Origin of the sequence: Vibrio sp. 10N.239.312.D08 (assembly GCF_041466145.1) — a bacterium.
GTDB lineage: Bacteria > Pseudomonadota > Gammaproteobacteria > Enterobacterales > Vibrionaceae > Vibrio > Vibrio crassostreae_C.
This window is the reverse complement of sequence record NZ_JBFSSD010000023.1, coordinates 1-24340: the sequence shown is the minus strand read 5'-3', so window position 1 is coordinate 24340 and position 24340 is coordinate 1. Positions and strand designations below refer to the sequence as shown.

Sequence of the window (24340 nt, the reverse complement as noted above, 5' to 3'; positions counted from 1 at the left end):
CGGATTATGCGAAAATCCGCCCTCATTTTTTGCTAACGATTCAACAGAGTGTCCTATGTCAGCTTATATTGCACCAAGCCAGATTGCTCAACGCCAACTCGCCTACTTTGAAGGCAAACATGTTTTAGTTGCCGGTGAGGCAGAAGACTTGTTCCCTGTTGAGTTAGCGAAGCATTGTGAATCTGTCTCTGTGTTTACTTCTAATTACAGCTACTACCGTCAATTAGAAGGCTACAACACCATCCAACGTTTTTATGGTGCGGAGTTTACCGAAGAGACCAAAGCCGACTTAGTGATGTTGTACTGGCCAAAAGCCAAAGCGGAAGCGGAATTTTTGTTGGCGATGCTATTTGCCAAGCTAGGCAAAGACACCGAGATCGTCGTGGTTGGTGAAAACCGTTCAGGCGTGAAAAGCATCGAGAAGATGTTTGCTCCTTACGGCAAAGTTGTTAAATACGATTCAGCGCGTCGTTGCTCTTTCTACTGGGGTCAATGCTTCGAGCAACCACAAGCGTTCAACCTGCAAGACTGGTTTAAGACCTACACGGTTAACATTGGTGAGCAATCACTTACGGTAAAAAGCCTTCCTGGCGTCTTCAGTCACGGTCAATTCGATGTCGGTAGCCAACTTCTGTTGGATACTCTGCCAAAACTAAAAGGCAAGGTACTGGATTTTGGCTGTGGTGCAGGCGTATTGGGCGCGGTGATGGCATCTCGTAACCCAGATATCGAGCTAGAAATGTGTGACATCAGTGCATTTGCCGTGGCATCAAGCCAAGCAACGCTAGAAGCGAATGGTTTAACGGGTAAAGTATTCGCTTCAGATGTCTATTCTGATACCGCACAAGACTACCAGTTCATCATCAGTAACCCACCATTCCATTCAGGTTTAGACACTAGTTACAGCGCGACTGAGACCTTGCTTGCTCAGGCTCCTAAGCATTTGAAGCGTTCTGGTGAGATGATTATTGTTGCGAATAGTTTCTTAAAATACATTCCAATTATTGAACAAGCGTTTGGAAAATGCGCGACTCTAAATAAGACCACTAAATTCGCGATCTATCACGCAAACAAATAACCTATCTAGCACAGCGCAGGGTCATTATCTGCGCTGTCTGTTCATATTTTTGTCAAAACTCAATAAAAATGAGCTTTTGCACACGCTTTAAATACCACTTACTTGTCAAAGTAAAAAAACTCGTTAATTTCGTTAAATTGGAACCCGTTAATTCTATTCTCTGTACTTGTTTTCGCCCCTTTTAGCAGTACATCAAAGGAAAGTAGTACCCAATTTATGTTTAGATTCTATCGTAAGCAGAAGTTTAAGCGCCTTCAAAATACCCTAATGCTGGCATTTCTTGTCCTCAGTATTACCCCTGTGACACTTATCGCGATATTTTTCCTCCAATCGCACAGTCAGGATCTCCAGGAACAAAGCACCTCACACCTTGTTTCGGTTCGTGATACTAAGCAGCAGCAAATTGTCGATTACCTACAAGCTCAAGAATCCCAAGTGATGGGCTTTGTTCGCTCAGAATTGGCCAATGCCAGTGGCGGGCGATTTTATGGTTTGATCAATGCATTTCAACGATTGGGGTTAGATATTGACGAGGCACGCAGTAATGCACAGCAGCGCTATATTCAAGGCTCTGGCGATCAAATCAAAACGTCGATCCTCCCTGAATCCAGCAGCTTTATTGGCAGCGAGCGTTATCGCCTGCTCCACAAGCGCTACCATAATGCTTACCTAGAACTGCTTAAACGCTCTGATTTTGACGATATTCTCTTAGTTGATATCAACGGTAACGTCGCTTATTCCGTCTTTAAAAATGACGATTACGGCACCAATCTACTGACAGGAAAATACAAGGACTCCAACCTAGGTATTACCTTTCAACGACTAGCCAAAGACGTAACCGACCGACGCAAATCTAACGAAGATTACACGCCGGTTATCGTTTCTGACTTTAAAGACGAGAATGGCAAACAGACCGCATGGCTAGGCGCACCTATCGTTCAACAAGGCTACCTACACAGTTACGCGATGTTTAGGCTACCAATCAACGGCATTACTAAGTTGATTGCGGATCTCAACAAGAGTTCGAATATTCAAACGCTGCTTGTAGGTGATGATCACCTGCCGCGTAGCCTTGCTCATTCACAAGAATCTATCAACTTGAGCCTAGATGTTGTCGATAAAGCATTGGCTGGCGAAACAGCGGTTGGCACCTTCGACAACACCCTAGATCAAGCGATCATCGCGGCATATACGCCAATTGAACTGAAATACGCAACATGGGCTCTTGTCGTAGAGCTGCCAGAGAAAGAGGCGTTTGCCCGTATTCATCAGTTAGAAAAGATCTTCGTGATCGTGATGCTAACGGCGATCATTCTGGTAGTCGTTGCATCGCACTATCTGTCTAACTTCATCACATCCCCACTGCTTAAACTGACGTGGGCTGCCGAAAAAGTATCGGCGGGTGATCTCGATGAAACCATGATCAATACCGAGCGCAAAGATGAGATAGGCCGACTCGCGGTGAGCTTCGAAAGAATGCAGCGATCTATTCGTGAAAAAATGCAGCTCATCAAAAGCCAAAACGATGAGCTTGAGGACAACCTTAAGACCATTCAAAAGCAAAACGAAGAGTTACAACTGGCAAATAAACTCAAAGATGAGTTCTTAGCGACTACTTCACATGAATTGAGAACACCACTGCATGGCATGGTGGGTATCGCTGAAGCGTTGATATCTGGAGCTAACGGCCCTATTCCTGCTAATCAGAAATATCAGTTGGATATCATCATCAATAGCGGTCAGAGATTGGCGACCTTGGTTGATGATCTGCTTGATTATCACAAGATGCGCTATGGCAGCTTAGATATTAAGAAATCAGCCGTTGATTTGTCGGCAGCCACCAGCTTGGTCCTAGAGTTGTCTCATCACCTATTGGGCAATAAGCCAATCCGTATTATTAACCAAGTCCCAAGTGATTTAGGTCTGGTTTCATCGGATCCTCAACGACTTGAGCAAGTGATGTATAACTTGGTCGGCAATGCCATCAAGTACACCTCAGAAGGTAAAATTGTTATCTCTGCCAGCGTTATCGATGACAACATTCGTGTACAAGTTGTCGATACTGGCCAAGGTATACCGGCCGAGTACCTTGAGCACATCTTTGAGCCATTGATTCAAGCAGGCCAAGATGCGAGTAACTACCGCCAAGGTGCAGGGCTTGGATTATCGATCAGTCGTCAGTTGATCGAGCTAATGGGCGGTTCACTGTACGTTAGTAGCCAACCAATGCTCGGCACTACGTTTAGCTTTACCCTGCCCCTAGCTACTCAAGATGAGTTAGACAGTTACAACGAATCAGGTCACTACTCGCACTTCCAAGCGCCTGATTTAATTGATAACAGCCAACAAGAAAATAGTGTTATCAGTGAAAACCCAGATGGCCCGTTATTGGTTATCGCCGATGATGAGCCGGTTAACCTGCGAGTATTAGACAGCTTCTTGAAGTTAGAAGGTTATCGAGTACGTACTGCATGTGATGGCCCTGAAACCATTGAACTGATTGAGAAAGAGAAGCCAGAGCTGCTTCTACTCGACATCATGATGCCAGGAATGAGCGGCTATCAGGTTTGTGAAGCACTGCGTAAGCAATACGATCATGCTCAGTTGCCAATCATCATGCTAACGGCACTCAACCAAGCAGAAGACCGTGTTCGAGGTTTCGAAGCTGGCGCCAATGACTACTTGTCTAAACCGTTCAACAAACAAGAACTAGCGGCTCGAATTACAGCACATCTATCAGCAAGCAAAGCTGAACAGAGACGCCTTGAAAACGACCAACTGCAACTCGAGCTCAAACATAGAGCGATGGTTGAGGCTAACTTGTTAGAAACTCAAGGCCGCTTATTAGAGCAACTAGAATCGGCACCTGAAGCCATCATCTGTATTCGTGACGACCAACGTATTCGCTTTGCTAACGAAGCTGCGGCGAAGCTATTCAGACGCGGACAAGAACAACTTAAACGCTCAATGGTCGACGAGATCATTGCGCCTAAATACCTTAAGGTAGAACAAGCCCACTACTGCGGTGATATTGATATCTATATAGACGATACACGTCAGCGCATACCAAGTGACATCCTTAAGCTGCCTGAAGGCTCAGGGCTCGACACCATGTATATCTTCAATGTAGGTGGTGGTGTTAACTCAAACCGAATCAATAACCTTGAAACGGCGGTTGAGGCTCTCTCTAGTTATGCCTTTGAAGGCGACAAAGATAAGTTACAGCAGCTGAAAGAGCTTGGCGGAGAATTTACTCGTCTTGCTGACAAGGCAACCGGTGAAGGTAAAAACAAGCAAGAGTTAATGCGTGAGGTACTGGTCGATGCGATGACGAATGCCATCATCTACTGGGAATCGGTGACTGGTGAAACCAAGTTTGCTTTCGCCGAGAAGAGTGGCTTGTGGCGCGTCTACTTAGACCGCAGTACGCTGCAAACTCGAACGCTAGACAAATACCTACGCGTAGAAACCCTACCGAAAACGCCTCGCTGGCGAACGGTACTGAGCTCAATCGAATTCATTCTGGAACACTGCAAAGAACAGACGCCAGAAAGAACCCATATTGAGATGCTGAGGGATAAACTTCAGAAACTACTGACCAGTTAAACCCTGAACCAACATCACGATACTTTGAATAATGGAGCCCACCTAGCGTGGGCTTTTTTGTACGCCTTATAATCACAAAAAGTAGAATCCCATCGCTTGCAACGCACTTTTTTTACGCCCTTAAACAAGGAAGAATTCACGCCAATCACGTACAGTGTGAGCTCGTAACCGTCAGTACTTTTCGTTCTATTCTCAATCATATCTGACCGTTATCTGACTCTTTGTTGCAGTTTGAGAAGCGAGTCACAACAGAACGGCAGATTTAATTTTCTAGGGAAATTTAACGTAAAACTGGCAAGTGACCGAGATCTACAATTATACCAACTTAGGGTAAAGCATTATAATAAAAAGCCTTTAAAGTTAGTGACCACTTACAACCTGCAAGAACCTCAAAACCAAATGCGAGTCACATCACTTTAACAATTGCGTACAAAAAACCACCAAAGCAACCTATTTTGACGTTAATGACGTGGGGTTGTGTGTTTTTAACGTTTTTGACGGGAAACGAGTTTGATTAATTCATCGATAAGGTGTTTTCTTACTCCTGCCAAAGGCCTACAGGCCACTCTTACCACTTCTCAGAATCAACGATGAATCTGGAGCAACGAAGAAGAGGTAGGCCTTTAACCAGAGTGTGTATCTACTAAACAATTTAGCGACAGATAACATTCAATCCATTAGTGAAATGAAAGCAAATAGTAAGGAACAGCTATGCTTGCCAATATAAAAAAAACAGCAATAGCAACAGCAATTATTGCAACTGCTACAACAGGTTTTGCATCAGTAGCAACCGCTGCAGAACGCAGTGAACTGACCGTTCACCCGAAAGAGTACACTACATTCGTACGTAACTTTAACCCGTACCTTGGTGCTACTAACCTACATACTACAACTGACTTCATGTATGAGCCGCTAGTAGTATTTAACGAAATGCACGGTAACACTCCAGTGTTCCGTCTAGCTGAAAACTTCAAGATGTCAGATGATCTGATGAGCGTTGTTTTCGACATTCGTAAGGGTGTTAAATGGTCAGACGGAGAAACTTTCTCTGCTGATGATGTTGTTTTTTCTTTCAACCTTGTAAAAGAGAAGCCAGAGCTTGACCAATCTGGTATCAACTCTTGGGTAACTTCTGTAGAAAAACTGAACGACAACCAAGTTAAGTTCACACTAACAGAAGCAAACTCAAACGTACCTTACGAGATTGCTAAAGTACCTGTAGTACCTAAGCACATCTGGAAAGACGTTAAAGATCCATCAACGTTTACCAATGAGAACCCGGTAGGTTCTGGTCCATTTACAGAAATCGATACGTTTACAGCGCAACTATACATCCAGTGTGCAAACCCGAACTACTGGGATGCAGACAACCTAGATGTTGACTGTCTACGTGTTCCACAAATTGCGAACAACGACCAATTCCTAGGTAAAGTTGTAAACAGTGAAATGGACTGGACGTCTTCTTTCGTTCCAGATATCGATCGTACATACGCAGCAGCTAGCCCTAAACACCACTACTGGTACCCGCCAGCAGGTACACAGGCATTCATCGTTAACTTCAAGCACCCTGATGCTGCGAAGCATGAAGCATTGAGCAACGTTGACTTCCGTCGTGCTTTCTCTATGGCTCTTGACCGTCAAACTATCATCGACATCGCATTCTACGGTGGCGGTACTGTAAACGATTTCGCATCGGGTCTTGGCTACGCGTTTGAAGCTTGGTCTGATGAAAAAACTCATGACAAGTACAAAGGCTTCAACACTTACAACGCTGAAGGCGCGAAGAAGCTTCTTGCTGACGCTGGCTTCAAAGATGTAAACAAAGATGGTTTTGTTGACACTCCATCAGGCAAGTCTTTCGAACTAATGATTCAATCGCCAAACGGCTGGACTGACTTCAACAACACAGTTCAACTAGCGGTAGAACAGCTAAACGAAATCGGTATTAAAGCAAAAGCTCGTACACCTGACTTCTCTGTTTACAACCAAGCAATGCTTGAAGGTACATACGACGTAGCATACACAAACTACTTCCACGGTGCGGATCCATACACGTACTGGAACAGTGCTTACAACTCATCACTACAATCTGGTGATGGTATGCCTCGTTTCGCAATGCACTTCTACAAAAACGACAAGCTAGATGGTCTTCTAAACAGCTTCTACAAAACAGCTGATAAGAACGAGCAGCTAGACATTGCACACGGTATCCAGCAAATCATCGCTGCAGACCAAGTGACAATCCCTGTGATGTCTGGTGCTTACATGTACCAATACAACACAACTCGCTTCACTGGTTGGTGGAATGAAGAAAATCCAAAAGGCCGTCCAAACATTTGGGCTGGTATTCCAGAGCGTCTACTTCATGTACTGGACCTAAAACCAGTTAAATAAGTAATCGTTCAATCCTTGCGGCGTAACCTCTTACGCCGCTTATAAAAATCCCCACACTCTCAATTGAAAGTATGGCGCTAGTCGTCAGGGGGTTTTTCGTTCCAAATTTCGCTAGGAGCGACCTGAATCCAGAAACAGGGAAACAATCTGGGTGAGTAAGGTGTGAGTTATGGGTTATTTTTTAAGACGTTTGTCATTTTATTTTGTCGCGCTATTAGTTGCTGCGACGTTAAACTTTATTATTCCAAGAGCAATGCCTGGTGACCCAGTTACCATGATGTTTGCGAACGCTTCTGTACAAGTTACTCCAGAGCGTATTGCTGCAATGAAAGAACTATTAGGCTTCGTTGATGGTGGCTACTTAGTTCAATACGTGGCGTACATGAAGAACATTCTTAGCTGGGAACTTGGTACATCAATTCAATTCTACCCACTTTCTGTAAACACACTGTTGGGTGGAGCATTCGGTTGGTCGCTTTTCTTAGCCGGCACCGCAGTTATTCTTTCTTTCTCGATTGGTTCAATCCTAGGTATTTTCGCAGCGTGGAAACGCGGCAGTAAGTACGATGCCTTCGTAACGCCAGGGATGCTGATTCTACAAGCCGTTCCTCAAGTTGTTATCGCGATGATTGCACTATTTACCTTTGCAATTGGCTTGAAGTGGTTCCCAACAGGGTATGCCTACACCGCTGGTACTATACCTGATTGGACAAGCTGGGCATTCATTAAAGATGTCGCTTACCACGCCTTCTTACCACTGTTCTGTGCTTCTGTTGTTCAAATTGGTGGCTTCCTAGTAAACATGCGTAACAACATGATCAACCTATTAGCCGAAGACTACATCACCATGGCGAAAGGCAAAGGCCTGAGCGAAAACCGAGTGGTATTCAACTACGCAGCTCGTAACGCGATGCTACCTAGTGTGACAGCCCTGTCAATGTCGCTAGGTATGGCAATCGGCGGTCAGTTAATTATCGAAATCATCTTTAACTACCCAGGTCTTGGCAGCGTACTTTTCAACGCAATTAACGCTCGTGACTACCAAGTACTGCAAGGTCAGCTGCTTATCATGACGCTATTCATGCTGTTCTTTAACCTAGTTGCAGACATGCTTTACGTTGTTCTTGACCCTCGTCTTCGTAAGGGTGGTAAATAATCATGAAAGACTTTTTAAAACTCATTTGGCGTAACCCGATGGCCCTAACAGGCGTCATCATCCTAAGTATTTTTATTCTTGGCGCGATTGCAGCTCCATTAATCACCAAACATGTACCAGACAAGCGTACAGGTAACCCACACGAATATCCTGGTTTCGTGGTGAAGTCTGCACAAACTAACCCTGATGGCTGGGTTGCTCAAAATCTAGCAGACGACCGTCGTACATTGATCATGTCTAAAAAGGCAGACCACGTACTAGGTACAACTCGTATGGGTCGTGACGTTTGGTCTCAAGTGGTATACGGCGCACGCGTATCTCTTGCTGTAGGTTTTGGTGCGGGTCTAACCGTATGTTTACTCGCAACTGTTATTGGTGTTTCTGCAGGTTACTTCGGTGGCCGTGTCGATGACGTTCTAACAGCCGCAATGAACATCATGCTGGTAATCCCTCAATACCCATTACTGTTCGTAGTAGCAGCCTTTATCGGTGAGGCAGGGCCACTCACCATAACCTTGGTTATCGGCTTTATGTCTTGGGCTTGGGGTGCCCGTGTTGTTCGCTCCCAAACCTTAGCACTGCGTGAAAAAGAGTTTGTAAAAGCCGCTGAAGTTTTGGGTGAATCTTCATTCCGCATCATCTTCGTAGAGATTCTGCCAAACCTTATCTCTATCGTTGGCGCAAGCTTCATCGGTTCGGTGATGTACGCAATCATGATGGAAGCAACCATCTCGTTCCTAGGTCTTGGTGACCCGAACACAATCAGCTGGGGCATCATGCTTTACAACGTTCAAACCTCTTCATCAATGCTGATTGGCGCTTGGTGGGAACTGCTGGCTCCTTGTATCGCACTGACACTACTTGTAACTGGCCTTGCTCTACTTAACTTCGCGGTCGATGAAATTGCTAACCCGCAACTGCGTTCTCACAAAGGCATGAAGCGTTGGAAGAAACTAGCAGCTCAAGACAAAGAAGAACGTGAACCAGAACTACCACCACAAAATGCACTTTGGAGCGGAGATAAATAATCATGTCTGAACCACTAATTTCTATCCGCAACTTATGCGTGGATTACATCACAGAGTCTGGCGATGTTCGTGCGTGTAACAACGTAAGTTTCGACATCGCTCCAGGTGAAGTCTTCGGTCTAGCTGGTGAATCTGGCTGTGGTAAATCAACGGTCGCTTTCTCTCTTATGCGTCTTCATAAGCCGCCCGCTTACATCAGTGGTGGTGAGGTTATCTTCAACGGTGAGAACATCCTTGAATACAGTGATGACCGTATGCAGTCGTTCCGTTGGAGTGAGATGTCGATGGTATTCCAGAGCGCGATGAACGCACTCAACCCAGTACTACCGATGGAAGAGCAGTTCTGTGACGTAATCATGCGTCACACCAACATGACTCGCGAGCAAGCTAAGCAGCGTGCTGAAGGTCTACTTGAAATCGTCGATATTCACCCGAGCCGATTGAGTGACTATCCTCACCAATTCTCTGGCGGCATGCGTCAGCGCTTGGTTATTGCTATCGCGTTAGCACTGAATCCAAAGCTGATCATTATGGATGAGCCGACAACCGCACTTGATGTGGTTGTGCAACGCGAAATCCTACAAAAGATCTATGCACTAAAAGAAGAATTTGGCTTCTCAATTCTGTTCATCACCCATGACTTGTCATTGATGGTCGAGTTCTCTGACCGCATCGGCATCATGTACTCAGGTGAGCTAATCGAAGTAGCTAACTCTCAAGATATTCTAGAAAACCCTTACCACCCTTACACCAAAGGGCTGGGAAGTTCTTTCCCTCCACTGACAGGGCCAAAGACAAAGTTAGCAGGTATTCCGGGTAACCCTCTGAACCTGTTAGAGATCCCTGAAGGGTGTCGTTTCCAAGCTCGTTGTGACCGTGTACATGAAACGTGTACCAAGGTGCCAACCAAGCTGCGTTCTATCGACCCGGGACATTTGTCTAACTGCCACCTGTACGGTGACCCAATAGTACAAAGGAAGCTATAGCTTGCACGCTAACTCAGCGTGAATAACGAACAAGGCGGCTCGACCGCCTAAAAACAAGCAAAGCGAATAAGGATTCTGGAGACAATTATGAGCAAAGATTTCGGTCAATTATTGGTAGAAGGCAAGAATGTCGTAAAAGACTTCCCAATAAGCAGTACCACCATTCAAACCCCAATGATGCGTGCGATTAACGACGTGTCATTCAAGATGTACAAAAGCCGTGGCCTAGCAGTGGTTGGTGAGTCTGGTTCAGGCAAATCAACAACCGCAAAAATGATCGCAAAAATGTACGCACCTTCAGGTGGCATGATCGAATACAAAGGTCGTGATATCCAAGAGATCTCAAGCAGAAAAGATCTTATGCACTACCGTGAAGGTGTGCAGATGGTATGGCAAGACCCGTTTGGTTCATTGAACCCAACACACAATATCTTCCACCACATTGCTCGACCACTGTTGATCCACAAGAAGGTAACCCCGGGCAATAAGAGAGAACTAGAAGAACGTGTTTACGATCTTTTAGAGCAAGTGGGCCTGATCCCACCAAAAGAGACGGCGAAGAAGTACCCTCACCAACTGTCTGGCGGCCAACGTCAACGTGTCAACCTAGCCCGCAACATCGCGGTAGGTGCCGAAGTTGTACTAGCCGATGAGCCAACTTCAATGCTTGATGTATCGATTCGTGCCGGTGTTTTGAACCTGATGGAAGAGATGAAGTTCGAGAAGCAAATGTCTCTGCTTTACATCACTCACGATATCGCAACCGCTCGTTACATCGCTGAAGACCTTTCGGTGATGTACGTGGGACACATGGTGGAATGGGGCGATACCGATGACGTGATTGCTAACCCTCAGCACCCATACACCCAATTGCTTGTTTCGGCCGTTCCAGATCCTAAGAAGTCGATCCACGAGCAACTTGCAGGCAACAAAGGTGAGATTCCTCTGTGGACACCAGTATCAGCAGGCTGCCCATTTGCAGGCCGATGTACTCACGCAATGGATAAGTGCAAAGAGCAGCTACCAGGGGTTACGCAGCTCGCTGATAACCACTTTGTGCGCTGTTACCTACACGAAAGCTAAGCAATAAAACCCAAGTTAGGGTCTTCGGACCCTAACTATTTATATCCAAAACATTCAAGTACCTAGCCAATAGAAACTAGGACTGTCGGAGAATATTGATGCTGTTATTGACCAACCATATTGGCTATGAGTCCACAGGCCCGAAGCAAGCTATCCTACAAACTAAGAAAGCTCGCCTATCAAGCACTACGGCTCTACTCGTCTGTGCTGACAACCATATGACTGTCGGAAATTTTGATGTGGTTAAACAAGGCCGCGTAGCAAATTGGCATCAAGGGCAATTCTTCACTATTGATTTCAGTTCAGTCACTGAATCTGGTCGCTACTACCTACGTTTTGACAACCTGCGTTCAGAAGTATTTGAGATTGGTAGCAACCTATTAATGAACCACACGTTTTCTGATGTGCTTCATTACTTTAAGTCACAACGCTGTGGCGGGATTTTCGACAAAAAAGATCGACAAGCACAAATTCTAGGTACCGACCGATACGTCGATGTCCACGGTGGATGGTATGACGCATCAGGTGATGTCAGTAAGTATTTTAGCCACCTGTCTTATGGTAACTACCTAAACCCACAACAAATTCCGATGGTCGTTTGGAACATGCTAAAAAGCGTACGCTTGACTGGCCATAACCCAGACTTCCCGAAATTCTCCATGACTCGTCTAACGGAAGAGGCTCTGTTCGGTGCCGACTTCTTAGTGCGTATGCAAGACGCTGACGGATACTTCTATATGACGGTATTCGACAAATGGAGCAAAGATATCAACCAACGCGATATCTGCGCTTATGCGACTCAAGAAGGTCATAAATCAACGGACTTACAAGCGGGCTACCGACAAGGTGCAGGTGTTGCTATCGCAGCATTAGCCGCAGCTTCTGAGCTTGAAATCTCTGGTAGCTACTCGAGCCACACATACCTTGAAATGGCGGTTAAGGGTTACTGGCATCTAAAAGAGTACAACTTCCAGTATCTAAACGATGGTGAAGAGAACATCATCGATGAGTATTGCGCCCTACTCGCAGCCAATGAGCTGTATCGCGTAACACAAGACCAGCAATACCTATCAGAAGCAAGAACTTGGGCGACTCGTTTAATCTCTCGTCAGCAATCCGATGATTCATTTGAGCACTTCTGGTCGGCAAACTCTGATGGCTCTCGTCCATACTTTCACGCAGCTGAAGCCGGTCTTCCTGTGATTGCACTATGTGAATACATCGACAACGAAACCGATGCTGAATTAAAAGAACAGGCGCGCACAGTTGTTGAACAAGCTTGTCAGTTCGAAATCAACATCACCGACAAAGTCACCAACCCATTTGGCTATCCAAGACAATACGTTAAATCTGTCGATGGTGATAAACGTGATGCCTTCTTCGTCGCTCAACAGAACGAAACCGGTTACTGGTGGCAAGGCGAGAACGCACGCCTTGGCTCACTCGCAACCATGGCTTACCTAGTTCAACCGCACATTAAAGATAGCGAACTTCAAGAGCGCTTAATCCAGCTTTCACAAAATAGCCTTGATTGGATCTTGGGCCTCAACCCATACCACATGTGCATGCTCGATGGTCATGGCCATAACAACCCAGACTACCTACCTCAGCTTGGGTTCTTCAATGCGAAAGGCGGTATCTGTAATGGCATCACAGCTGGTTTTGAAGATGAACAAGACATTGCGTTCAATCCACCAGCACAAAAAGATGACATGCTTCAAAACTGGCGCTGGGGTGAGCAATGGATCCCTCATGGTGCGTGGTTCTTATTAGCAACCGCTGCACAGTTCAACTTCTTAGCTCAGCGTAAGGAGCAATAATAATGACTCTTTACTACGTCGGTATTGATGGTGGTGGTACTTCTTGTCGTGCTCGTATTCGTGACGCTCAAGGTAAACAGATTGGTGAAGCGAAAAGTGGCAGTGGCAACATCCTTTTGGGTGTTGATGTTGCGATGAGCTCAATTATTGATGCCATCACAAAAGCGGCACAACAAGGGCAACTCAACTCAGACCATTTTTCAAATATGCATGTTGGCCTAGCGCTGGCTGGCGCTGAGCAAAAATCAGCATGGTTCGACTTCATGGCTCAACCACACCCTTTCGCAAGCATGACACTAAATACCGACGCTTATGGCGCTTGCATTGGTGCTCACAATGGCCAAGACGGCGCAATCATGATCGGTGGTACGGGTTCTTGCGGTATCTTCCTAAAAGACGGTGAGCAATATGTGGTTGGCGGTCGTGAATTTCCGATTTCAGATCAAGGCGGCGGCGCAGTCATGGGCTTACGTTTGATTCAACAAGTCTTGCTTGCAGAAGACGGTATTCGCAACAAAACCCCGCTGACTCTACATGTGATGAATCACTTTAATAATGATGTGGATGCCATTGTCGAATGGTCAAAAGGTGCTATTCCAAAGGATTACGGTCAATTCTCACCAGTTATTTTTCAACTCGCTAATGAAGGTGACGAACTGGCTATCGAGATGCTCAAGCAAACCGCCGCTGATATCGAAATGTTTGTACTAGCACTGCATCACAAAGGTGCGGACAAGGTATGCCTGATGGGAAGTATCGCAGAGCGAATTCTCAACTGGCTATCACCACCAGTACAGCAATGGATCGTTAAACCTCAATTCGACGCTATCGAAGGCGCATTGATGTTTGCCGGGAAACCACAACACAACTTGTATCAACAGGCTTAGCAGGGAAGTTATATGAATTATCGCATCGACTTAGCTGTTCTTTCTGAACAAAAAAATAACTGCCGATTTGGCCTTACGGTACATAACTTAAGTGACCTCGACGTAACAGATTGGTCTCTGCACTTTGCATTTGATCGATTCATCCTTCCAGAAAGTTTATCGCAAGGTGAACTGACTCAAGTTGGAAGCTTTTGTTCGTTCAAACCAAGTTCGTCAGTGTTAAAGGCGAACAACCATTACTACCTTGAATTCAGCATTCAAAGCGCCCCATTCCGTTTTTATTCTGACGGTCTAAACGATGCCTTTATCCAAACGCATCACCAAGGCGAAACCTCGGTGCTGCCAGTCGCGATATCACCTATTGTTCTGGCGTCACCATACCGTGAACGCAATCAGATACCTGAAGTGAACGCTGCTGAGGTGGCATTAATTCCTCAGCCGAATCAGTTCGAACTTAAGCAAGGTAGCTTCGCGTTAAATAGTAAATGCAAAATTGAGGTTCAATCTCACCTTGCAGAGAAGGCCAGCGCTTGGTTACAACAAGAGTTACTGATTACGTTCGAGCTAGCGATTTCAACAGAACTCTCACCAGAAGCGAGCGGAGACATTCTACTTCGTAGCAACCCAACTTTAGATGAAGCCGAGTACAAGCTAACAATCACAACTCAACAAGTGGTCGTAGAATCAGGCAGTCAATCAGGCTTCACTCATGCAGTAGCTAGCTTAATCCAATTAGTTCAACAACAAAATGCTGAACGCTTCTCTGTGCCATGTTGCAAAATCGCCGACCAACCTCGTTTCAAATACCGCGGCATGATGTTGGACTGTGCACGTCACTTCCACTCGGTGGAGCAAGTGAAACGTTTAATCAACCAGTTGGCGCACTACAAATTCAACGTTTTTCATTGGCACCTAACCGATGATGAAGGTTGGAGGATCGAGATAAAGAGCCTACCTCAACTCACTGAAATCGGTGCTTGGCGAGGTCCTGACCATGCATTAGAGCCACAATATACCCATATTGCTGAAAACTACGGCGGCTTCTACACCCAGCAACAGATTCGCGAAGTGATTGAATACGCAGAACAACGCAGCATCACGGTTATCCCTGAGATCGATATCCCGGGACACTGCCGTGCAGCAATCAAATCACTGCCTGATATGTTGGTAGAGCAAGCAGACACTACTCAATACAAGAGCATTCAGCACTACAACGACAATGTGTTAAATCCAGGTTTACCGGGCACTTACCAGTTCTTAGATGCGGTTATTGAAGAAGTCGCAGAGCTATTCCCTAGCGAATTGATTCACATGGGCGCAGACGAAGTACCACCGGGCGTATGGACTAACAGCCCTGCAGCTCAAGCGCTGATGAAAGAACATCAATACCAAGACAGCAAAGATTTGCAAGGTCACCTATTCCGCTATGCCGAGAATAAGCTTAAGCAACTCGGCAAACGCATGGTGGGCTGGGAAGAAGCTCAGCACGGCGACAAGGTGAGCAAAGAGACCATCATCTATTCATGGCTCAGTGAAGAAGCGGCTGTGAACTGCGCTCGCCAAGGCTTTGATGTGGTATTGCAACCTGCACAATTTACCTATCTCGACATGACCCAAGATTATGCACCGGAAGAGCCGGGCGTAGATTGGGCTGCCGTTATCCCATTAGAACAAGCTTATACCTACGAAGCGCTTGCTGAGATATCCGACACCGACCCAATTCGTAAGCGGATCCGCGGAATTCAGTGTGCTCTATGGTGTGAGATCGTCACCAACCAAAAGCGTATGGATTACATGGTATTTCCAAGAATTAGCGCTTTAGCTGAAGGATGTTGGACACATAAAAACAACCGAAACTGGCTAGATTACCTGTCTCGCCTAAAGGGTCACTTGCCGCTACTCGACAGACTCAATGTTGACTATCGCAACCCTTGGAAAGCTCAATAAAACAAAACCAAAGCAACACTCACATCGAGCGCTTGCTAACTCAAATTAAGGTGCTCAGTCAGATAAGACTCAGCATCACTATTTAAAAATTAGCTGCATAGATGCAGTTTGTTAAAAAGGAAATGACAATGAAATACGGCTATTTCGATAACGACAATCGCGAATACGTCATCACTCGCCCTGATGTACCAGCACCTTGGACCAACTACCTAGGTACTGAAAAGTTTTGTACCGTGATTTCGCACAATGCGGGCGGTTACTCGTTCTACAACTCTCCGGAATACAACCGTGTTACTAAGTTCCGTCCAAACGGCACCTTTGACCGTCCTGGACACTATGTTTACTTGCGTGATGATGAGACGGGTGATTACTGGTCTATCTCTTGGCAACCAGTGGCCAAGAGCCTAGATGAAGCGAACTACGAGGTTCGTCACGGCCTGTCATACTCAAAGTTCAAATGTGAATACAGCGGCATTACCGCAACCAAAACGCTATTCGTACCTAAAGGCGAAGATGCAGAAGTTTGGGACGTTGTGCTAAAGAACAACACTGATAAGCCACGTACTATCAGCACCTTCTCATTTGTTGAGTTCTCGTTCAGCCACATCCAATCGGACAACCAGAACCACCAGATGTCTTTGTACTCTGCGGGCACGTCTTACCAAGAAGGTGTGTTGGAATACGACCTATACTACAACACTAACGATTTTGAAGGCTTCTACTACCTAGCTTCAACTTTCTCACCAGACAGCTACGATGGCCAACGTGATAACTTCCTTGGTATGTACCGTGATGAAGCAAATCCAATTGCGGTTGAAAACGGTAAGTGTTCTAACAGCGCTCAAACTTGTTACAACCACTGTGGTTCTCTGCACAAGCAATTTACGATTCAACCCGGTGAAGAAGTTCGCTTTGCGTATGTACTCGGTATCGGTAAAGGCAACGGTGAACGCCTACGTGAGAAGTACCAAGACACAGCAAACGTAGACGCCGCTTTCCAAGGCATCAAAGATCACTGGGACGAGCGTTGCAACAAATTCCAAGTTAAGTCGCCAAACGAAGGCTTAGACACAATGATCAACACGTGGACGCTATACCAAGCGGAAACCTGTGTGGTTTGGTCACGCTTTGCATCATTCATCGAAGTTGGCGGTCGTACTGGTCTTGGTTACCGTGATACGGCTCAAGATGCTATTTCAGTACCCCATGCCAACCCACAAATGACCAAGAAACGTATTATCGACCTGCTTCGCGGCCAAGTGAAAGCGGGCTACGGTCTACACTTGTTCGATCCTGACTGGTTCGATCCAGAGAAAGCCGACGTTGAGCCATCAAAATCACCAACAGTTGTTCCAACACCGTCAGATGACGACAAGATCCACGGCATTGAAGATACCTGTTCTGATGATCACCTATGGATCGTTCCAACCATCATCAAGTACGTGATGGAAACCGGTGAGCACGACTTCTTCGATGAAGTGATTCCATACGCAGACGGTGGCGAGGCGACAGTTTATGAACACATGAAAGCGGCACTGAACTTCTCTGCTGAATACGTGGGGCAAACTGGTATTTGTAAAGGTCTACGTGCTGACTGGAATGACTGTTTGAACCTAGGTGGCGGTGAATCTTCAATGGTGTCATTCCTACACTTCTGGGCGCTACAAGAATTTTTAGACCTTGCTAAGTTCCGCAATAACGATGCTGATGTTGCTAAATACACAGAAATGGCAGCGAACGTACGCGAAGCGTGTGAAACTCACCTTTGGGATGACGAGGGTGGTTGGTACATCCGTGGCCTGACTAAAAATGGCGACAAGATCGGTACTGCACAACAAGCTGAAGGCCGTGTACACCTTGAGTCAAACACGCTCGCAGTTCTGTCTGGTGCCGTTTCTCAAGAGCGCGGTGAGAAAGCGATGGACGCAGTAGATGAGAACCTATTCTCTGAATACGGCTTACACCTAAACTCCCCTTCATTTGCAACACCAAACGATGACATCGGTTTCGTGACTCGCGTTTACCAAGGCGTAAAAGAGAATGGCGCAATCTTCTCTCACCCGAATCCATGGGCTTGGGTAGCAGAAGCGAAACTTGGCCGTGGTGACCGTGCGATGAAATTCTACGATGCACTTAACCCGTATAACCAAAACGACATGATTGAAACACGTTACGCAGAACCATACTCGTACGTGCAGTTCATCATGGGTAAAGACCACCAAGACCACGGCCGCGCAAACCACCCTTGGTTAACCGGTACCTCTGGTTGGGCTTACTTTGCGGTAACCAACTTCATTCTTGGTGTTCGTACTGGCTTTGAAGGATTAACGGTTGATCCATGTATCCCGACAGATTGGCCAGAGTTCGAGGTTACTCGTCAATGGCGTGGCGCAACTTACAACATCACAGTGCAAAACCCGAATGCAGTAAGCAAAGGCGTTGCTTCTATCACTATCAATGGTGAGTCAGTTGAAGGTGCAATCCCAGTACAAGCAGAAGGCAGTGAGAACGATGTTGTCGTTGTTCTAGGCTAGTCACTCAATTTAACGAACAGCTCTTGTCTCAAGTCTTTACAGGCTTGAGACAATGAGACTAAAAGGATTTTCTAATGATTAAATTTGGTACAGGTGGCTGGCGCGCCTTCATTGGTGAGGAGTTCACTAGAGAAAACGTCCGTTTGGTAGCGCAAGCACTCGCTAACATCATCAACAACGAAGATGCAGCCAAGAATGGGTTTGTGATCGGCTATGACCGTCGTTTCCTTTCCGATAAAGCCGCATGTTGGTTTGCAGAAGTACTTGCGGCGAACAACATCAAAGTAAGCTTCATCGATAAGTTTGTTCCAACACCTATCGTGATGTTCCAAGCAAAAGAGATGGGATGCACCTACTCGGCGTGTATTACCGCCTCTCACAACCCAGCCGATTACAATGGCATCAAGGTATTCATTGAAGGTGGCCGTGATGCTGATGAGATCATCACAGAGAAGATCGAACAGCAAATCGCAACACTGACCAACGAAGATATTATTCGTGTCGATTTCGAGCAAGCATTAAACGACAAAGAAATCGAGATCATCAACCCGATGAACGACTTTGTTGATTCAATCATCAACTTCATCGATATCGATTCGATCAAGAAAGCTAACCTACGTGTACTGATTGACCCAATGTTTGGCGTTGCAAAAAATGCTCTGCAAACCGTGCTGATTAACGGTCGCTGTGATGTCGACGTCATCAACGATGGCAAAAACCCAGATTTTGGTGGCTTAATGCCGTCGCCAAATGCTGCAACGCTGTATCGCTTGAAGCACTTAGTTGCAGCAGAAGGCTATGACATTGGTATTGGTACTGATGGCGATGCTGACCGTTTGGGAATCATCGATGAGAAAGGTCACTTCATTCACCCTAACGAAGTGCTACTCCTACTTTACTACTACTTGCTGGAATACAAAGGCTGGAAGGGCTCTGTCGTTCGTAACATCGCAACCACACACCTACTGGATAAAGTGGCGGCAGATCATGGTGAGAAGAGCTTTGAGGTTCCTGTAGGCTTTAAGCATATCAGCTCACAAATGGAGGCCGATGACTCTCTGATTGGTGGCGAAAGTTCAGGTGGTTTAACCATTCGTGGTCACATCAAAGGTAAGGATGGCGTATTTGCTTCAAGCTTACTGGTTGAGATGATCAGTGTGACAGGCAAGAAGCTGTCTGAATTACTTGATGAGATTTACTCTAAATATGGCTATGCCTACACCGCAGAAGGCGATTATAAGTTTAAACCTTCAGAGAAAGAAGCGCTCTACACTAAGATCTACGTCGAGAAGCAACTGCCTGAATTTGAATACGAAATTGAAAGAGTCAGCTATGAAGATGGTGCCAAGGTGTACTTCAAGAATGGCGGCTGGGTCATTGCTCGCTTCTCAGGAACAGAGCCGTTACTACGAATCTTCGCAGAAATGGAAGATAAAGACACTGCAGAACGTGTTCTTCAAAAAGTGAAAGACTTCCTCTCTCTATAGGCTTATAGAGTGCAGCAGTTTTGTATGGGACTTAACAAATCACTGCCTTGTTAAAGCCTATAAGTGAAGAACTCTTGCCCAGTACTTTGATTAAAGTGCTGGGCTTTTTTATCGCGATTCTTGTAACGATTAGTATCGCGTTATATCTCTTTAAAAAGCCAATACGCCTTTGGTATCGACTTTTACGTTGACCGGCATACCCACTTCAAGTGCTTCTGACGAGGTTGCTAATAACTTCTGACCATGCGCTTCGATTACATAACGACAGTGATCACCCATAAATTGCTGTTCTAGCACCGAAATAGCACTATCTTGCTCGTAACTTGCTTGGATATGCTGGGGCCTTAGCAGAAGCTCACATGTATTGCCGAACTCAATCTCCGTTTGCGGTTTGGCTTCAACCATACCCAAACTGGTTTCAAATTCATGCTCCGAAATACGCTGTGCATTGAGGTAGCTACCGCCACCCAAAAAGTCTGCAACAAACTTACTTGAAGGATGGAAATACAACTCAGATGCCGAACCATACTGCTCAATCACACCATGGTTCATTACTGCCATTTTATCTGCAAATGCGAACGCTTCTTCACGGCTGTGAGTTACGAAGATAGCTGTAACACCCTGCTTCTTAAAAATCTTGCGAATCTGAGAAATCAGCTCATGACGAACCTGAGTATCGATGTTTGAGAATGGTTCATCTAACAGTAGCAAGTCTGGCTTGTACGCCAAAGAACGAGCAATAGCGACACGCTGCTGTTGACCACCTGAAAGTTGATGTGGGTATCGTTCACCATACTCACCTAAGTGAACCAGCTCCAGCATCTCTTGAACTTTGTCTTTCTTTTGCTGCTCAGAAAGGTCTTTCAAGCCAAAGCCGACATTCTGGTTTACCGTCAGATGCGGAAACAGGGCGTAATCTTGGAAAATCATACCAATGTTACGCTGCTCTGGTGGCAACCAATTCTCGCCATCATCAATGGTTTGACAGTTCAAACTCATCACACCGCTACTTAATGGAAGTAAGCCTGCAATCGCCTTCAGTAAGGTCGTTTTACCGCAGCCACTCGCACCAAGAAGACAAACAATTTCACCATGCTCAACTTCTAACGAGAGCGCTTCCAAAATGGTTTGCGACTCATACTTACAAGTCAGATCTTTAATTGATAATGCACAACTCATTAGTTTTTCTGCTCCAAGGAACGGTTTACGATGATCAGAGGAATTAAACCCACCAACACCAATAATACAGCAGGCATCGCCGCCAATTCTAGGTGCTCATCTGAGGCATAGTTATAAACATAAGTCGCCAATGTCTCGAAGTTGAAAGGACGCAGCAGCAATGCCGCATTCAACTCTTTCATTGATTCGATAAACACCAGTAAGCCAGCGATCAATGCGCCACGTTTAATCAAAGGTAAATGAACACGACGTAACATCTGGTTGGTATTGCAGCCCATGGTTTTAGAAGCCATATCCAATGAAGGGGATACTTTGCTCAAGCTGCTTTCAATACTGCCAATTGCCACTGCTGAGAAACGTACGACCATGGCAAAGATTAGCGCGAACATGGAGCCAGAGAAGATCAAACCAGGTCGCCCCCACTCCATCACTTTCGCAATGTCATTGACCAAGTGATCCATGAACAAAACAGGTACCATCACACCAATCGCTAACACGGTGCCTGGGACGGCATAGCCCATCGAAGCGAGGCGCATATAAGCCTGATTCTTCTTACTCGGACTAACGCGTTGATTAAAGTTAACAATCATCGCGATAATCACGCCAATAATCGCAGCAGCTACCGAAACGTAAAGGCTGTTGATGGCATATTCTCTGAATTCAGGGGTCCAGCTTTGAGCAAAATATTTGTAGGCGTAAATAATGAGCTGGCCAAGAGGGAATAAGAACGCAACGCAAACTAATCCCCAGCACCAGAATAGTGCCAGCCATTTTTTCCAACCAGAAAGGTCGTAACGAAAATCTTCGCGGCTGCTGAACTGATTCTGGAATAGCTTCTGCTTACGGCGACTGTATCGCTCTGAGCTCAACAGTAGGATCACGATAACCAGCATGATTGCCGATATTTTCGCAGCTGCCGTTAAGCTTGAGTAGCCTAGCCAAGTATCATAAACCGCAGTCGTTAAAGTATTTACCGCAAAGTAACTCACGGTACCAAAGTCACCGATAGTTTCCATCGCAACAAGCGATAAACCGACCGCCATTGATGGACGAACAAGTGGTAAGGAGATACGACGGAAGCTTTCCCAAGGCGAGCATTTTAGCAAACGAGCAGATTGTAATAAGGAGACGTTTTGCTCCATAAATGCCGCGCGGCACAGCAAATAAACATAAGGATAGAGAACGAGAGACAGAACAATAATAGCGCCGGATAAGGTTCTAATATCTGGGAACCAATACTCACCGGGTCCCCACCCAGTAAGATCTCGCAGTAGAACCTGAACAGGGCCGGCAAAGTCGAACCAATCGGTAAAGATATAGCCAACAATATAGCCTGGCATTGCTAATGGCAGGACGAGTGCCCACTGCAAAACACGCTCTCCCGGAACACGGCACATTGCCATAACCCAAGCCGACGGAATACCAAAAACTAAAGACAGGAACATGGTTCCTATGACTAAAACCACCGTATTGTAGGCATAGGTAGGCATCACTGTGGACATCAGATGAGAAAATAGCTCATCTGTTTCTCCAACAGCCGTCGTAAAAATCGCTAAGATCGGTAAGACCAGTAATACAGCAATAATGCCGCTACTGGTGTTCCATAAATAATTCTTTTCTTTCATCGCCTAACTACAACGAGGCTTAATGAAACACAAATGCATTTGCAAATACATCTCATATCCTTTTAATGGTGGGGTTATTTATACCCATATACTCTAATGACTTCAAGGTGAGATGCTAATAACTCAAGGGATCAACGGGGTGCTTTGTATCAAAAAGTGATTTTCCAATAACAAACAACCCCAAGTAGCCAAAATGGCGACTTGAGGTTGTCATTTTACTTAGGCCGAAGCCTACCGTAATAAATTATAGATCGAACTTAACTTCGTCTAATAGCTTGATTGCAGCCGCGTGGTGGTTTGCAATTTCGTCTAGAGAAATAGTATCCGCTTTGAACTCGCCCCATGAAGCAACAAGCTCAGAAGGTTTAACGTCTGCTTTCACTGGGTATTCGTAGTTCACTTCTGCGTACATGCTTTGTGCTGTGTCACCAGATAGGAATTCCATCAGCTTAACGGCATTCTCTTCATTTGGAGAGTATTTAGCCATTGCCATACCAGAGATGTTTACGTGAGTACCTGTAGTCTCTTGGTTAGGGAAGTTAATGTAAACAGAGTCAGCCCAAGCTTTTTGCTCTTTATCATTAACCATCTTACCTAGGTAGTAGCTGTTACCAAGAGCAACATCACATAGACCTTCTTTAATCGCTTTAACTTGCGCGCGGTCGTTACCTTGAGGCTTACGTGCTAGGTTTGCTTTTACGCCTTCTAGCCATTCTTTCGTTTCAGCTTCACCTTTGTGAGCAATCATCGAAGATACTAGAGAAACATTGTATGGGTGCTTACCACTACGAGTACAGATTTTGCCTTTAAATTCAGGCTTAGTTAGATCTTCGTAAGTGAACTCTTCACCTAGACGACCAACACGGTCACGTGAAGAATAAACGCTACGTGTACGAGTTGTTAGAGCGAACCACTCGTTATCTGTATCTTGGTATTGAGCTGGGATGTTCTTTTCAAGTACATCGCTCTCTACAGATTGAACTAGACCTTGTTTAGTTAATTCAGATAGACGGCTGATATCTACAGTTAAGACAACGTCAGCTGGGCTGTATTCACCCTCTTGAGCTAACTTCTCTGCTAAACCTTTTTTAGCAAACTTAACGTTTACTTTAATACCAGTCTCTTTTGTGAACTCTTTGAACATTGGCTCAACAAGGAAAGGTTGACGGTAAGAGTATACGTTTACTTCTTCCGCAGCCATTGCTGTCGGGGCAATTACACCACACGCTAGAGCTGAAAGTGTTAGCAGTTTCTTCATTGTAAAATCCTTTATATCGAAATGATAATGTCTATCAGTTGCGTTATTATATTCATCATTAACATAATTACAATGACGACCAACAAAAAATCCGTCTACTCAGACCATTCAAACTCTCACTTTTGTAACAAACCATTTCAACTTTGTGTCTTGTCGTTCCCCTTAAACAATGAGCCTAACTTCAACGTTCGTGTTTATATATTGTGCAACCGTAAATAATCGAGTAGGAGGAGGCCTCGCAGCCTCCGTCCTCTCACACCACCGTACAAGCG

15 protein-coding genes are annotated in these 24340 nt (G+C 45.5%); 12 read left to right on the top strand and 3 right to left on the bottom strand.

What is annotated here, in order from left to right:
* Window positions 1-55: 55 nt before the first annotated feature.
* From rsmC to AB6D58_RS13530, 12 genes are all read left to right on the top strand, one after another.
* Window positions 56-1078: a 16S rRNA (guanine(1207)-N(2))-methyltransferase RsmC gene (rsmC, locus tag AB6D58_RS13585; RefSeq protein WP_372157539.1), complete on the top strand. Its 1023-nt coding sequence runs from the start codon at window positions 56-58 to the stop codon at window positions 1076-1078.
* Between the two features lie 216 nt (window positions 1079-1294).
* Entirely contained in the window at window positions 1295-4684 is a 3390-nt protein-coding gene (locus AB6D58_RS13580) for a response regulator (protein WP_136977818.1), read from the top strand.
* A 711-nt stretch (window positions 4685-5395) separates the two neighbouring features.
* Entirely contained in the window at window positions 5396-7078 is a 1683-nt protein-coding gene (locus AB6D58_RS13575; RefSeq protein ID WP_017056650.1) for an ABC transporter substrate-binding protein, read from the top strand.
* 169 nt (window positions 7079-7247) lie between these two features.
* A complete protein-coding gene (locus tag AB6D58_RS13570) occupies window positions 7248-8234 on the top strand; it encodes an ABC transporter permease (protein ID WP_017059409.1) in 987 nt (328 codons plus the stop codon).
* 2 nt (window positions 8235-8236) lie between these two features.
* On the top strand, window positions 8237-9262 hold the full coding sequence (locus tag AB6D58_RS13565) for an ABC transporter permease (protein WP_017056648.1): 1026 nt from the start codon (window positions 8237-8239) through the stop codon (window positions 9260-9262).
* A 2-nt stretch (window positions 9263-9264) separates the two neighbouring features.
* Window positions 9265-10248, top strand: a complete 984-nt coding sequence (locus AB6D58_RS13560) for an ABC transporter ATP-binding protein (protein WP_048605693.1) — start codon at window positions 9265-9267, stop codon at window positions 10246-10248.
* A gap of 87 nt (window positions 10249-10335) precedes the next feature.
* On the top strand, window positions 10336-11331 hold the full coding sequence (locus AB6D58_RS13555) for an ABC transporter ATP-binding protein (protein ID WP_136973785.1): 996 nt from the start codon (window positions 10336-10338) through the stop codon (window positions 11329-11331).
* A gap of 98 nt (window positions 11332-11429) precedes the next feature.
* On the top strand, window positions 11430-13151 hold the full coding sequence (locus AB6D58_RS13550; protein ID WP_372157537.1) for a glycoside hydrolase family 9 protein: 1722 nt from the start codon (window positions 11430-11432) through the stop codon (window positions 13149-13151).
* A gap of 2 nt (window positions 13152-13153) precedes the next feature.
* On the top strand, window positions 13154-14038 hold the full coding sequence (locus AB6D58_RS13545) for a BadF/BadG/BcrA/BcrD ATPase family protein (RefSeq protein WP_372157535.1): 885 nt from the start codon (window positions 13154-13156) through the stop codon (window positions 14036-14038).
* Between the two features lie 12 nt (window positions 14039-14050).
* Window positions 14051-15985: a beta-N-acetylhexosaminidase gene (locus tag AB6D58_RS13540; RefSeq protein WP_372050858.1), complete on the top strand. Its 1935-nt coding sequence runs from the start codon at window positions 14051-14053 to the stop codon at window positions 15983-15985.
* 128 nt (window positions 15986-16113) lie between these two features.
* A complete protein-coding gene (locus AB6D58_RS13535) occupies window positions 16114-18519 on the top strand; it encodes a GH36-type glycosyl hydrolase domain-containing protein (RefSeq protein ID WP_123962098.1) in 2406 nt (801 codons plus the stop codon).
* Between the two features lie 74 nt (window positions 18520-18593).
* Window positions 18594-20006 (top strand): phosphoglucomutase/phosphomannomutase family protein, encoded by a 1413-nt coding sequence (locus tag AB6D58_RS13530; protein ID WP_372083289.1) that lies wholly within the window; start codon window positions 18594-18596, stop codon window positions 20004-20006.
* 150 nt (window positions 20007-20156) lie between these two features.
* Here AB6D58_RS13530 and AB6D58_RS13525 read toward each other — a convergent pair whose 3' ends face one another.
* The 3 genes from AB6D58_RS13525 to AB6D58_RS13515 form a co-directional block, all read right to left on the bottom strand.
* A complete protein-coding gene (locus tag AB6D58_RS13525) occupies window positions 20157-21185 on the bottom strand; it encodes an ABC transporter ATP-binding protein (RefSeq protein WP_372154977.1) in 1029 nt (342 codons plus the stop codon).
* Entirely contained in the window at window positions 21185-22810 is a 1626-nt protein-coding gene (locus AB6D58_RS13520) for an iron ABC transporter permease (RefSeq protein WP_017059418.1), read from the bottom strand. The genes AB6D58_RS13525 and AB6D58_RS13520 overlap by 1 nt, the downstream gene beginning before the upstream one ends.
* Window positions 22811-23054: 244 nt before the next feature.
* Window positions 23055-24068 carry a Fe(3+) ABC transporter substrate-binding protein gene (locus AB6D58_RS13515; protein WP_017059419.1) on the bottom strand — a complete coding sequence of 338 codons (1014 nt, stop codon included), beginning with the start codon at window positions 24066-24068 and terminating at the stop codon, window positions 23055-23057.
* Window positions 24069-24340 lie beyond the last annotated feature (272 nt).

Excerpts from the sequence above, each read along its gene's own strand:
- AB6D58_RS13550 (WP_372157537.1), top strand. The coding sequence starts at position 11,430 with ATGCTGTTATTGACCAACCATATTGGCTATGAGTCCACAGGCCCGAAG.
- AB6D58_RS13535 (WP_123962098.1), top strand. The coding sequence starts at position 16,114 with ATGAAATACGGCTATTTCGATAACGACAATCGCGAATACGTCATCACT.
- rsmC (WP_372157539.1), top strand. The coding sequence starts at position 56 with ATGTCAGCTTATATTGCACCAAGCCAGATTGCTCAACGCCAACTCGCC.
- AB6D58_RS13515 (WP_017059419.1), bottom strand. The coding sequence starts at position 24,068 with ATGAAGAAACTGCTAACACTTTCAGCTCTAGCGTGTGGTGTAATTGCC.
- AB6D58_RS13530 (WP_372083289.1), top strand. The coding sequence starts at position 18,594 with ATGATTAAATTTGGTACAGGTGGCTGGCGCGCCTTCATTGGTGAGGAG.
- AB6D58_RS13570 (WP_017059409.1), top strand. The coding sequence starts at position 7,248 with ATGGGTTATTTTTTAAGACGTTTGTCATTTTATTTTGTCGCGCTATTA.
- AB6D58_RS13525 (WP_372154977.1), bottom strand. The coding sequence starts at position 21,185 with ATGAGTTGTGCATTATCAATTAAAGATCTGACTTGTAAGTATGAGTCG.
- AB6D58_RS13580 (WP_136977818.1), top strand. The coding sequence starts at position 1,295 with ATGTTTAGATTCTATCGTAAGCAGAAGTTTAAGCGCCTTCAAAATACC.
- AB6D58_RS13540 (WP_372050858.1), top strand. The coding sequence starts at position 14,051 with ATGAATTATCGCATCGACTTAGCTGTTCTTTCTGAACAAAAAAATAAC.
- AB6D58_RS13545 (WP_372157535.1), top strand. The coding sequence starts at position 13,154 with ATGACTCTTTACTACGTCGGTATTGATGGTGGTGGTACTTCTTGTCGT.
- AB6D58_RS13575 (WP_017056650.1), top strand. The coding sequence starts at position 5,396 with ATGCTTGCCAATATAAAAAAAACAGCAATAGCAACAGCAATTATTGCA.
- AB6D58_RS13565 (WP_017056648.1), top strand. The coding sequence starts at position 8,237 with ATGAAAGACTTTTTAAAACTCATTTGGCGTAACCCGATGGCCCTAACA.
- AB6D58_RS13520 (WP_017059418.1), bottom strand. The coding sequence starts at position 22,810 with ATGAAAGAAAAGAATTATTTATGGAACACCAGTAGCGGCATTATTGCT.
- AB6D58_RS13560 (WP_048605693.1), top strand. The coding sequence starts at position 9,265 with ATGTCTGAACCACTAATTTCTATCCGCAACTTATGCGTGGATTACATC.
- AB6D58_RS13555 (WP_136973785.1), top strand. The coding sequence starts at position 10,336 with ATGAGCAAAGATTTCGGTCAATTATTGGTAGAAGGCAAGAATGTCGTA.